The sequence below is a fragment of the Nostoc sp. C117 genome (assembly GCF_043099735.1).
In the GTDB taxonomy this organism is placed as follows: Bacteria; Cyanobacteriota; Cyanobacteriia; order Cyanobacteriales; family Nostocaceae; genus Nostoc.
The window spans coordinates 7,168,663-7,182,060 of the sequence record NZ_CP170991.1; the positions used below are offsets into that span (position 1 = coordinate 7,168,663).

Genomic DNA, 13,398 nt, shown 5'->3' on the forward strand with positions numbered 1-13,398 from the left:
CTTAGCCAAAGGTATAGAAGAAAAGTTGGATATTTTTTATTTGGAAGTTCTCAGGGTGAGAAGGAGGTAGGGCGATCGCTCAGCACATTTTAAAAGCTACCAAGGAAACTGTACATTTGGGTGGTTTCTCCCATCTGCTAAACCCAGCACTGACGATTGATTCTGGCGATACAGTTGACGTAGAAACTTACACTGGTTATTACGTTTATGAAAAAGCACCACCAGAGTTTCTCACACCAGAATTTCTCGATATTTGTCAAAATCTGCTACCAGAACGCAAAATTGCTGGGGGACCGCATTTACTTACAGGGCCAATTTATGTGCGAGATGCGGAACCAGGGGATGTTTTAGAAGTAAAATTAGAAGCGATCGCCCCTAGTTTACCAGTAGGTTTCAATGCCATTCGCACAGGTTGGGGAGCTTTACCACATCAGTTTCCTCAACCAGCCTTAAGATTCATTCCTCTGGATTTAGCAAATAATATCGCCAAATTTCCACCCGGTGCTGACATAAAAATTCCCCTCAAACCGTTTTTTGGGATTCTTGGTGTTGCTACCCCAGAAACGTCTCGAACTTCTGTCCCACCAGGTTCTTATGGCGGTAATATCGATAACCGCGAACTTCAAGCAGGTTCTCGTGTATTTTTGCCAATTTTTATCCCAGGTGCTTTATTTTCCATTGGCGATGGGCATTCCGCACAGGGAGACGGTGAAGTAAATGTCACCGCCATTGAAACTTCCATGAACGGTAGAATCACCCTCAAACTTCGCAAAGATTTACAACTGACAACACCAATTGCGGAAACTCCAACTGATATTATCACAATGGGTTTTGCTCAAACCTTAGATGAAGCCTTAGAACTGGCTTTAAAAAATATGATTGATTTTCTGGAACGCTTCATTAATTTGTCGCCAGAAGATGCTTATGTATTATGTAGTTTAGCTGTTAATTTTCGCATTACTCAAGTTGTGAACAGCCCCCAAAAAGGTGTACATGGAATGTTGCCAAAATCAATTTTATCTAAAACGGTCAACATATAACTTGCAATCTAGTGGTCTATCCCATTAATTTTGCAGAGTTGGATAAATCTTTGAAAGCTTAACTCTTGCATCTTCTGTAGGAAAATGTCAATCTACGCAAACCTGATTAATATTGCGCTCGTACTCCCAAATTGAAACCTCTTTTTGTGACATACTCCTACACTGACTGAGTACAGTACAGTTAATCACAATTTAGTATTACCCTTCAGAACTTATGGGATAGACTACTAGTTCTGAAAGGTTAAAGCTGACACGGAGACGCGGTGGCACAGATAATTTTTTGAAGCTTGCAAACTTAATGTGACTAACTACTACGTGTATTTCAAAAATCACATAGGCTCTAGATATTTCGTTACATTAGTTACAATTTAAGGAAATAATTCGGTTGCTTGAAAAATGGAAGATTCAGTGTTTATTATATTTCTTGTTTTTGGGTGTATTTGGATTTTGATGGGAGTTGTAGGTTGGATTGCCTTTTTAAAATCTGAGGGTGAGGAGATTAAGTTTGGTAAGTGGGGACTTGTGGTTGCTATTCCAATCTTAATACCAATAATTTTTACTTTGATTATTGGTATTTTTTACCACTAATTCAATGAATCAATAAGTATGTTCTAATGTTTAATTATTAGGTAGTTTTTAATTGTTAATCGCACCCCTCACCAGAATGACTGTACTTTCTACACCATTGGCGATCGCTTCTGGAATATTACCTTGAATCGCTTGCTGCAACAATCCCTCACGCGAAGCTCCCAAAACTACAACATCATAACCTTCGGTTTTCACTAGTTTAATCACACCTTCAGCAACAGAATCAGCTTGTACTGGGAGAGCAACTACAGTACTAGATAATTTCCGCCGTCCCATCAGCTGACGAATACCATGTTCTAAAACTGTCATATCTGGCTTGAGTTCAGATGGTTTAAACACCTGTGTTAGGCGAATTTGCGGTTCATTTCCCAAGGTTACTAAAGCCGGGAGCAATTTTATCGCCATTCGTGAATTTGGACCACCAGCCATTGGGACTAGCCAGCGGTTAAAGGAGTGCTGAGTGGTGTTAGCGGTAGCGGGGCGTTTAGCCTGTGGGGAGTTGGGAGTGAGGAGTGGGGTGTGGGTTGTCCTACCCAACTTTACTAAAACTACTTCGCAGCTGGCTTGGCGAATTATCGTATCTACTACATTGCCAAAAATCCTACCTGGGGTAGATGTGTTACCTTTCCATCCCATTAGAATCAGGTCGATGTGTTCTTCGTTGATTGTCTCTAAAATTGCCTGGGCGACATCGTGAGTAACTCGAATTTGTGTGTGCAGGGGAATTTGCCACTTTTTAGCTAAGACTTCCGCGTTTCGTAGTAAGCGGCGACTTTTCGCAGTTCTTACCTGTGTTTCCGAGGGGGAACTGTGCCGTGACACGAGCATTACTTGTACACACTCTATTTCATAGTGCCGATCGCGGGCAATGGCAGCAGCCATTTGTAACAAAATAGCCGCTGTTTCGGGATTAGCTACTGGTACTAATAATCTACCTCTGCCAGTGCTGGGCGATCGCGTTTGATAAACTATATAAGAAGGTTGTGGTCGCAGTTTTGGTGTTCTATCATCACAATTGAGATGGTCTGCTTCTGCCCGAATAATATCTGCACGAGTAATAATCCCAATCAGTTTTCGTCCATCCACCACTGGTAAGCGACTGATTTGATAGCGATCGAGTAAATACAGTACATTGCTTAGGGTATGGATTGGTGTTACTGTCACTGGAGCAGCGGTCATAATTTCCCCTAAGGGAGTATCATTTGCTAAGTTGCGATCGCGAATGTTGAGTAAATCTGATTGCGTCACAATTCCTACAAGCTTGTTCTCTTCCACCACTGGAAAACCACGATGGTGAGAACGGGCAAATGCTTGCATTACTTCATCTAAAGGCATCTCTGTATCGAGAGTTTCTACTTGTTGCTGCATAACATCTTTGGCTGTCAAATTTGTCATAATCCCCCCCGCCGGAGCAGCTTTTTCGATAGTAATGCCATTCCACGCCAAAAGTTTGTCGTATAGCGAGCCTGGGGCTAACTTTTCGGCCACTAGATACGATGTTACCGAGCCAATCATTAAGGGTAATACTAAGTTGAAATCTGTAGTCATTTCAAATACGATTACTATCCCCGTCATTGGCACTCTAGCAACCGCAGTAAAAAATGCGCCCATTCCTGCCAAAGCATAGGTAATAGGTAATCCAGTGGCGATGCCGAAAGGAACCAGCAGACTGTGTTCTCCCATACCCACCAAGTAACCAAGGGCAGCCCCAAGGGTCAAAGCGGGAGCAAATAATCCTCCTGGCACACCAGAGCCATAAGCTACAAGAGTCAGGATAAACTGAGAGAAAAAGGCGATCGCAGCTATTGACCAGCTAGCCTCACCTGTAATTAAAATTTCCCGCAGACCAGTATTATCTCGAAACGCTAGCGGAAGTAATGCGATAATTATCCCCGAGACGAATCCAGCCAACGCCACACGAGCAGGTAAGCCAAAACGTAGAGAGCGGCGGTAAAAAGTTAAGCTGGCAATAATCCCGCGATTGAACAGCGCCCCCATCAATCCAGCCACAACCCCCAACACCAAATAAAAGGGAATATCTTGAACAAAAAAGTCTGTCTTGGAAGCAGTTAATGCTAGATTGAGATCCAGGCTGCGACCACCCAATATGCGGGAGACCACAGCACCGATAAACGAAGCCAGAATCGCAGTACCCAAGGTAAATTCAGAGAAATCCTGTAATAGTTCTTCTACTACAAACAACACACCTGCGATCGGCGTATTGAAGGCAGCTGCTAATCCTGCTCCTGCACCAGCGGCAATCAACTGGCGTCGATGCTCTGGTGAAGTAGGAAACCACCGACTCAGTTGAGATGCTAAAGCTGCACTCACCTGAACTGTTGGTCCTTCCCGCCCTAAAGCTAGTCCCGAACCCAGTGCCAAAATACCACCAACTAACTTGACCAGAGCAACCCGCAAATCTAGAGCAATTGGTATGCGAGCTAGCACTGCTTTCACCTGAGGAATACCGCTCCCAGAAGTTTCCGGTGCTACACGTTCAACCAGCCATCCCGCTAGGAATCCAAAGGCGAGTCCGATACTTGGGAGTACGAACCAAGCTGGTAAGAGCAGCGATGTCTGCACTCGCCACGCCCCTAACAATCCCACCCCCGATTTCAGTAAGACTGCTGCAAGAGCGGAAACCAAACCAATCAGACAAGCTTCAAAAATTGCTAAACGACGCCGTGGTTGTAGCAGTTGCCGAAAGCGCTGGAAGATAAGTAAATACCACATGATGCCAAATTTATTGTGTTATGAGATAAGGTAGGAGGCAGGAGCAGGGGGCAGGAGCAAAGAAGTATTAGAACTTAATATCGTGTCCAGATTAAAGACTCATGGGACTTCAAACTAAAAAAATAATCAGTCGCTTTGGTGAGTAGGGGGGCATACTTCGACTCCTTTCGACTACGCGGTAGTTGAATCTCGACTTCTCCTAACGGAGACGCTACGCGAACGCTCGATTTTTGCGTAGTCGAAACTCAGTACAAGTCCTCAGGGCAAGTCGCTCAGTAACCGGGGGGCAGAGGGAGAAGAAATTTGATATTCGTATTGGATACAGGAATTGAGTAATTTAATTTTTGGAAGTCCCTATCATTAGACTTCTTGCAGAAGTCGGGAAAAGGGGAAGGTGGGGTCCCAAGAAGGGGATAAGGGGCGGGCGAAAGGTTTTGTATTTTCCCCTTCCCCTTTCAATACTTTTCGGGTTTTGGGGGAAAGGGGAAAGGGAAAGGGTTTGAATTTCCCTTTCCCCATTACCCTTTAACCTTTCCCCAGACCAAAAGAGAGATTATTGGGTTTAACCGAAAAGTATTGCTTCCCCTTTAACCTTTTCCCCAAACCCACCTCTTGCAAAAAGCACTTTTGCAAGAGGTCTATTAAGACCGCAAAGGGGCAGAGCAGCAGAAAAGAGGCGTTTTTGGGCTTTCTGCATAAATTCAGGAATTATAACTAATTAGGTGGACATGATATTACGCAAAAACTCTCTGCAACCCTCTTTCCTTCGTGTCCTTTGCGTTCTTTTCTAACCAGACGCGGCGCAAATGCGGTTCGTTTTTTCATAATTCTGTGTAAGTCCTGAGTATGATTGAAAACTTTATTTCTGGATATAAAACCCAATTTAAAAAGAAAAATTGTATTTTTAAGATGCATAGTGCATTAGCGTAACAGCACTCGGTGCAATACAGAGCTTTCACAGCCTAATTTCTATGTAGTTAGGCATAGCTTCCTCCTGCCTACGCTCCCTGTCTCAATTGCTTCTCCCCGTTGTAGATAGTCCTTCTAATATCAGAGATGGGGTGTAACAATAACCATTCCAATCAGCATCGTTGCCCAGTGTAACCAATTGTTTAAGAGCTGTGTAGACATTACCTGCAACCATCGTATCTTTAATGCGGCCGATTACATGACCATTTTGCACGCGGTAACCTAAATCAACGTTGATCGAAAAATCTCCAGAAATACTGCCACCATTACCTAGCATTTGATCCACAATCAAGCCATCATCCAGTTCTTGAATTAAGTCTTGTAACGATGCCGAACCTGGCTGGATCAGAAAATTAAATAAACCAGGGGTGGGATAGCTACCCAAACCAGGACGAAAACCATTTCCAGTGGTGTGAGTATTTAGTTGGCGTCCGGTGGTGCGATCGCCATAGAAATGCTTTAAAGTTCCGTTTTCGATAAATACTAAAAATTGCGTAGGTGTGCCTTCATCATCAAAAGGGCAGCTGTAAGGACCAGCTTCCGGATCTTGGTATAGGGTGAGACTAGATGACATTACTGAATTACCCAAGTGTTCTGCCCAAGGAGAAGCTGCTTCTAAAACTAGCTTGCCATTCAAAGCTGCTTGTACAGTACCCCAAAGCATATCAGCGGCTTTAGAAGTAAACAAAACCGGGACGCGACCATTAGGAGATGAAACATTTTCTCTTGCCCAAATTAACCGCTGTAAAATTTGGTTAGCTAATCTCTCTGGATCGAGTTCGCCCCGCTTGGTTAAACCATCAGAAACACTCAAAAAATCATCACCCCGTACCCATTCTGCTGACATATAGCAGCTAAGGGTAGTATCAGTGTAGTGACAATCTAAACCTTGAGTATTGACTAGTCTAGTGTTTTCAACATCACATTCCCAGTCACCATTGCAGACAACATCCGGGTAGGCATCGCGGATGAGGGCGATCGCTTCTTTGCCCCAATCCACCAAAACCTCTATCGGCACACTTTCTCCCAAATCTGGGTAGGATGGCTGAAAATTGGAGCCTAACTCTACAGGTTCCGATTGATTAAGTTTACTCAAAGCTAGAGCTTTTTCCACCATCACTTGGGCTGGGACAGAACCATAAGCTACAGCGAGTCCTGGACGCCCATTTCGCCAAAGCCGCAGTGCTGTACCTTCGGATTGACTGGTTTCTAGCTGCTTGAGTCGGTTGGCCTCAAAAAACACTGGGCGAGAAAGCGATCGCGACTGATACACCTCAGCTGCTTCTGCTCCAGATTTTATAGCTAGTTCCAGCAGTTCTTCTGCTAGTGTATCTTGTGACAAGTTTTCAGAACCCATGACCCTTAGTGAATTGTGGATTTTGAACCGCATATCAACGTCGATGGACGCAGATAACTATCCAAAAATCATCAGCGTGTCTTTGCAGTTGCGATTTTGAACCACAGATCAACGCTGATGGACGCAGTTAATTATCCCAAATCATTGTCATGTCTCAACGTATCTAGTCATTTGTCATTGGCAAAAGAGTGCTGAGTTAGGAGTTATTATTCTCCCTTGTCTCCCTTGTCTCCCTCATCTCCCGCATTCCCCAGTCTCCATTCCCAATTTTCAAAGATTAACCTCCTGCAACAGCCAAAAACCAGCAAATGATTCTGCTTTGGGATCTGACTGTACACCAATAAAATGAACTCCATTAGCTTTTTGCTTGGCTTCTTCAAAACCCTTGGCTTCTGCTAAGATTTGAGGTTTTTTGATATTTGCCACAATCCAGCTTTCAGTAACACCAGTTTCTAAAAGCAATCTCGCCTCTTCACTGGTGTCAACTTTCAAGAAAGCCAACTCCAAACCAGACATCCAGCCGGCCAAGGGTAACGCTCTCGGTGAGAAAATCAAAATACCAGGAATACGTGTTTCGGGTGAAACTTGCGCCAACTCTAGAGGAAAAGCTTCACCAAAGCCAATTTCCCACTCTGGCATCTGGGCTAAATCCGCAGCTGATAAGGTGACAAATACCCATTGCTGTCCTTCTAAAGCATCGGGTAAACGTTGCGGTAAAAGCTTCTCCAAGCGTACTGAGGGATTAGCCCCCCCTTGATACCCTGGTTCTTGAGGATATACTTCCTCCATGCGCTTTTCTAACCATTGGTTGAGAACCAAAGTGCGGCGGCTAGGTTGCGCGGGAATACCCACATCTTGGCAAGCTTTGGTAATCATATTGTTCATTTGGCGGCGGAAAAAGCGAATTTTTATTGGTGCCTTTCCAGCTTGGGTAATAGCCTCCTCCAATGCTGTCCGCAACCAGCCCGAATTTACCTGGGTACTTGGACAATATTGAGCATAGCGAAACAAAGAATCTGTTCTTGTGCTAATATCCAAGGGACTTTCGCAGACTAAAACTTCCCAAACTTTTTTTTGATTAGCGTCCAAAATTGGACGAGAGTAAAAATCGATTTCCCAAATACTGCCCATGTTTTACGGTAAAAAGCTGGCTGTTATGTTTTCCTGATATCTCGATCATACGAGTCTTAGTGCAGCATTTGTAGTTGGGACATTGGGCAAAAGAGTCCTGTTAGCGGATAGCTAAGGTTTAGCCCGTGCTGAGTTAGAAGTTAGAAGTTAGAAGTTTTGTTTATCTCCTTGTCCCCTTGTCCCCTTGTCTCCCTTCCATGCCCCATGCCCCATTCCCATATCTATTATTTTGCAAACAATAGCGTCATGGGCTTGACTCCTTTAGCTGTGTCCCCCGCTTGCTTTAGGTACTCGTAAATCCCGAAAGCGTCTTCAGTGGTTCGTAATAGTGAGTAATGATTGTAGGGTGTTTTATCTACTACACCTCGTGAACCGTGGTTAGTAATAACAATTGTCGCAATGTGACCACCGCCAAAGTTAGCATTGCTCTTGGGTTCAAAACCACAACAACCTTCAGTCCCAATTTTTTTACGCGGATTACTGTCTTCGTCCCAAGTAATAACGATCGCATTATTACTTGATGCAGCCCAAAGCTTTGATGTGGTGATTTCTTGGACAATTTTACCAATCATATTATCACCAGTTTTAATTAATGGTTGCAGGTTATGGCACTCTTGCAAACCGTGCATTTCATGACATTGATTAAGTATGATATGAGTGTAGTTAGGAACATTACCACTTTTTAAGTCAGTAGCCAGCTGGTCAAAACCCACAATCTTTCTTGGCAAATTCGGATCTTCCTGTACTTTTTTGAAGTTCATAAAACCGTTGTGCTTTGAAGCGTATAGCCCACGGGACAGGCTAGGAGCAACAACGGCCTTAGAACCTGGGGTAGGAATGTCTTCAAAGTAACCCTTCCAAGTTAGACCTTTCTCTTCTAATTGATCGGTTAAGCTTTTAGCGGTGATGGTATGGCTAACATAGTCAGGCTTATGAGAATTGTGACAAAACTGATCGGAACTACCAATCTGGCAATAAAAAGCGTCGTCATCATGAATACCAAAAGTGCTGCCACCCAACATAGCAATATAGTTGGCCTCACTAGGATGTACCTCGCCGTAGAAATGGGTAGCTAAACCGTAGGTTTTTCCCAGTCGATTAATGTTTGGGGCGTTGGGATTACCAATAATCTGATTGTAAGACTTGTTTTCCTCTACAATTACAAAAATATGCTCGTATTTAGGAATTGCCTTGTCTTCCTTTGTTGGTTCTGAGACTGTTATTGTTGTGTTTTCAGGAATGGTAGGCTGTTGTTTGGTTTCTATCTTGTTAGATACTTGAGATTTTGCTGAGCAAGCGATCGCACTGAAATTTAAGCTAAATAAACACAGAGCAAGAATAATCTTTTTAGATGTTTGGTGTGGTGACATAAATACCATAAACTGCTATGAAGATTAGCAGCTAAGTATAAACTGTCTCTTCTGTCAAATCAATTATGGGCGATCGCTCAAAGATAGCTATTTTAGACTTCAATTCCCTTTAGATATCTCCCTCATCTCTCACGGTTAATCCAAACACCTCTCAAGCCAGCGGCTTTCGCTGCATGGTAGTCTTCTATAATGCTATCGCCAACATGCCATGCTGACTCTGCCGAACATTTATGTTTGCTTAAAGCAATGGCGAAAATTTCCGGATCGGGTTTCGCTGCACGTACTTGGGTAGAAATAGTAATAGAGCTAAAAAAATCTCTCAATCCCAAACTTTGCAGTACTGAGTAAATCCGGGAATCAAAATTTGACAGCACCCCTAAAGTAACTCCCAAACGTCGCCAGTTGATTAAAGCTGGTAAAACATCGGGATAAACAAACCACGGTTCAGCAGTGCCAAAGTGAATGTAAAGTTCGCTAAAAAAAGCCGAGAAGTCAGAAAATTGCTTGAGAACACCTGCACTTTCAAAAGTGTTCAGGGCAATTATCCGCCACCAATCAAACTCACGCTGGGGAATATCTTGCAGTTCTGCATCTGGAAATATGGGCGGTGGCGCTGCTTTAAAACTTTGGATAAATGTTTTATTTAATGTTTCAGCCGAAACTGTAACGCCAAATTCCTGGGCTATCTGACTATAAACTTCACCGACACTCCCTTTAACGTCGAAGAGTGTACCTACAGCATCTAAAAAAATAACTTTCGGTTGTTCCATAATTGGGACTGGGGATTGGGGATTGGAGAGTAGGGCGTGTTTTCAAACTATAACCACAAGAGAATGAAGGCGATCGTAATCATAGCTGTATAATTTGTAGCAAGTTTCTCATATCGGGTAGCGATGCGGCGAAACTGATTTAATCCGTTGATTAGTAACCATTTGAATCTCTCCCACTGCTGGTTACTTAAGTCTCCTCGGTTGATCGTGACTATCTATTATAGATAGCGATCGCCTTTTTTCTAAGATATAACGACTTTGAAAACACGCCCTAGAAAGTAAGTAACAGTAAGTGTTTCCACTCTAACTCCATCCCCTCTGCCCCCTGCCTCTTCCCAATCCCCAGTCCCCAGTCCCCTATTTAGAAAGTGTTTCTATAATAGGACGGACTAGCCAATTAAAACCAACTTTGAGCTGATGGTCTAAAGTTGGCAATCTATATAAATAGGCAAGACGACGACCGACGTATGCTAAGGGTCCTTCTAGTTTGATTCCTAAACCCGTGAGGGTGGCGTTATTTTTCCCCAATGCCATCATTTCTCCTAACTGTTGATAGCGGAAGGCAAGTAAGGGGCGATTAGTAAGAGAAGCCCAGATATTCCAAGCAACATAATCAGCTTGTTGAAAAGCTGCTTGCGCGGTGGCGGGGATTTGTTGTCCCTCAGCGTCGTGAGAATCTGCTAAGTCTCCTAAAGCAAAGATTTCTGGATGATCGACGACTTGTAGATTGGATGTAGTGGTGATTTGACCGCGATCGTTTTGCTTGAGGAAAAGAGATTTGACTACGGGTGCAACTCGTGTTCCCACAGTCCAAATGACTAAATCTACCGGAATTATGTCTACCTGGTTTTTATATTCTAGGGAGATGGTATCTTGGGCGATTGATTCGACTTTGGTTTCTAAATCAAGAAATATGCCACGCGCGTCTAAAGCTTTCTTGGCTGCTTCACGGTTAAATTCTGGGGAAGTTCGCAAGATTTGATCGGCGATTTCAATCACCCGAAAGCGTCCTCTTTCGCCTAGTCTGTCGGCTAATTTACAAGCCAACTCTACACCACTGTAGCCAGCCCCAACGATCGCCACACGAATTTTCTCCGCATCGGATTCTTCTAAAAATCGCAGGCGTTCTTCTAAACGATAAGCGTCAGAGATTGTCCGGAATAAGTAGGCGTAGGGTGTGGCACCAGGTACTAAATCTAGTGGTGTCTCGCCTCCTAGCGCCAACACTAATCGGTCGTAAGGAATTTCCAGTCCTTCCTGTAAGTTTACCCGTTGCTCGTCGATGTCAATTCCAGATACAACTCCTTGATAAAAACGCACCCCTGTGCCTTGTAAAAGTTCTTCAAATGGTGGGGCAATTTCCCAGGTTTGCAGTTCGCCAGTGAGTAATTCGTAAAGAAAGGGAGAAAATAAAAAGCGATCGCTTTGATCTACCAAAACAATTTCGGGTTTTTCCGTAGATTCCCAAGATAACTGGCTTAAACGCAAGGCGGTATAGAGACCACCAAAGCCTCCACCAAGAATACAGATTCTAGAAGTTTGTTGAGTCATCGATTCTATGGGACGGTCAATGCTAGGAGGGCAACTAACTTAAGTGTAATGATTTCTTTTGCTCTGTTGCCATAACCCAACTATCCGAGTATTATCTTTCATACAATTTATTAATGTGTAAAAACTTAGTCAGTAAGTCGGTGGAAATAAACCCAATTATGTTAATAAACATAAATAGGCTGAAGACCTCTACCAATGAATAATGAGCAAGGACAAATAACATCCTTATACCAATTTAACGTGAAGTTGCACATATCTTGATCCCCCTAAATCTCCCTTAAAAAGGGGGACTTGAATAGATGTTTTTCTGGTTCCCCCCTTCTTAAGGGGGGCTAGGGGGGAGCGAATTATATGCAGCTTCATAAAAAATTGGTATTAGGCAGTTAGCTTTAATTGCACTGACTTACATCATTAAAACTAAGTTTGTCATCCTCAACTCTGAGACAACCGTTTTATCTCTTCACCAGCTAACACCTCATGTGCTTGTGCTAAGATTTTTGGAATTTTATCAGCGTGAGGACTCTGGGCAAGACATTGCCGCAAGTCTAATTCCTTTAGCCGATCGCCTTTATTACCTGGGAACCAGTGATCGCCATTACCAAGCAGGTTATAGCGCATTTTGCCATAGTCTACCAAATCATAGGCGATCGCTAAATTCCATAACCACAAAATCACCCGAATATTTACCTCACCAGGGGTTTGCTCGAATGTAGGTAAATTATCTTGCCAAGTTTTTAGCCAATTTTCTCCCAAAGTGGCGATCGCTTCTTGTTCCAACCGTGCCAAAATTGGTGGAAGAATTTCTGATGCTCGTTCCACTAATTCTAAAGTCTTCAGGTGTTCATCAAAATTTTCTGGTTTTGCTGCTCCAATACTCAAGGTATGCACCTCTGGATGACTTAAACAAAACAAGTCATTAAAGACCATTGGACTTAAAGGAGCGCAAAGATTGACTAACTTTTGCGGTGGTTGATATAACAAACCTCCTTTATTTGATGGGCTAATGATAAATACCCCCATATCATGGCGTTTAGCTGCTTCAATTGCCGTCCAATTCCATTGATTAATGTAGTACCAGTGCAGGTTGACATAATCAAATTGATTAGTATTAATTGTTTTGACAATTAGATCTGTTGATCCATGTGTAGAAAAGCCAACAAATCTAACTTTTCCCTCTTTTTGCAACTGGTGTACCACATCTAAACAGCCACCAGGACGGATGCTATAGTCTAACAACTTAGGAGTATTGATGCCGTGCAAACCTAAAAGGTCAACATAATCTAGCTGGAGATATTGTAATGATTGTTCAAAAGTCTTGCGGAATTTATTTGCATCTTCCTCTGGGCTGATTTTAGTCTGAACAATCAACTTTTCGCGGGGAAACTTGGGTAATATTCTTCCCAATTGCATTTCGGAAGTGCCATAACCGCGGGCAGTTTCAATATGATTAATACCAATCTCCATAGCCCTTCTGATAGTTGCTTCCAGATTTTCTTGGTTATCGGCAGCAATTTCTGACTCAGGAACATCTTGCCATTTGAACTGGTATCTCATGCCACCGCAGGAAAAGACTGGCATCTCTAATTCTGTGCGTCCAAATCGTCTGTATAGCATTAGTGGATTATGGATTACTTACCAACTTAAAATCTAACAACCAAAGTCAAAATAATTTATAATCTAATTCATAATTATTAGCGCAAGATTAAAAGAGTTTAGCATTGCTAAACCTTTACGCTGTTTGAAATAGCCCAAAGCCGAGCCAGCGCTGTAGACCAATTTTGGACTGAGAAATAAAAATACTCAACCACTTATTGTGGAGTGGGCATCTCGCTCCACTACACAAGTAAGTAGTAGTAATTTATTTCTTCGTAATTCCTAAAAATCCCAGA

9 protein-coding genes and 1 pseudogene are annotated in these 13,398 nt (G+C 43.0%); 2 read left to right on the forward strand and 8 right to left on the reverse strand.

Annotated elements, in window-relative coordinates:
- The first annotated feature begins 74 nt into the window (after positions 1-74).
- Entirely contained in the window at positions 75-1,040 is a 966-nt protein-coding gene (locus ACFG4S_RS30640) for an acetamidase/formamidase family protein (protein WP_392536117.1), read from the forward strand.
- Positions 1,041-1,436: 396 nt separating this feature from the next.
- A complete protein-coding gene (locus ACFG4S_RS30645; RefSeq protein WP_392532650.1) occupies positions 1,437-1,628 on the forward strand; it encodes a hypothetical protein in 192 nt (63 codons plus the stop codon).
- Between the two features lie 48 nt (positions 1,629-1,676).
- Here the strand turns inward: ACFG4S_RS30645 and ACFG4S_RS30650 are convergent, their stop codons facing one another.
- From ACFG4S_RS30650 to ACFG4S_RS30685, 8 genes and pseudogenes are all read right to left on the reverse strand, one after another.
- The gene (locus ACFG4S_RS30650) at positions 1,677-4,361 is read right to left on the reverse strand and encodes a chloride channel protein (RefSeq protein WP_392532651.1); all 2,685 of its coding nucleotides are present in this window, start codon (positions 4,359-4,361) and stop codon (positions 1,677-1,679) included.
- Between the two features lie 1,012 nt (positions 4,362-5,373).
- Entirely contained in the window at positions 5,374-6,687 is a 1,314-nt protein-coding gene (locus ACFG4S_RS30655) for a TldD/PmbA family protein (RefSeq protein ID WP_392532652.1), read from the reverse strand.
- A gap of 270 nt (positions 6,688-6,957) precedes the next feature.
- On the reverse strand, positions 6,958-7,818 hold the full coding sequence (locus ACFG4S_RS30660; RefSeq protein WP_392532653.1) for a Tab2/Atab2 family RNA-binding protein: 861 nt from the start codon (positions 7,816-7,818) through the stop codon (positions 6,958-6,960).
- Positions 7,819-8,042: 224 nt separating this feature from the next.
- Complete coding sequence (locus ACFG4S_RS30665; protein ID WP_392532654.1) at positions 8,043-9,188, reverse strand: alkaline phosphatase family protein; 1,146 nt, start codon at positions 9,186-9,188, stop codon at positions 8,043-8,045.
- A 122-nt stretch (positions 9,189-9,310) separates the two neighbouring features.
- Entirely contained in the window at positions 9,311-9,958 is a 648-nt protein-coding gene (locus ACFG4S_RS30670) for an HAD-IA family hydrolase (protein ID WP_392532655.1), read from the reverse strand.
- 47 nt (positions 9,959-10,005) lie between these two features.
- Positions 10,006-10,113, reverse strand: a pseudogene (locus ACFG4S_RS30675) (IS5/IS1182 family transposase); the annotation flags it as partial.
- A gap of 202 nt (positions 10,114-10,315) precedes the next feature.
- On the reverse strand, positions 10,316-11,509 hold the full coding sequence (locus ACFG4S_RS30680) for an NAD(P)/FAD-dependent oxidoreductase (protein WP_392532656.1): 1,194 nt from the start codon (positions 11,507-11,509) through the stop codon (positions 10,316-10,318).
- A 432-nt stretch (positions 11,510-11,941) separates the two neighbouring features.
- Positions 11,942-13,123 carry an aldo/keto reductase gene (locus tag ACFG4S_RS30685; RefSeq protein ID WP_392532657.1) on the reverse strand — a complete coding sequence of 394 codons (1,182 nt, stop codon included), beginning with the start codon at positions 13,121-13,123 and terminating at the stop codon, positions 11,942-11,944.
- Positions 13,124-13,398: the final 275 nt, after the last annotated feature.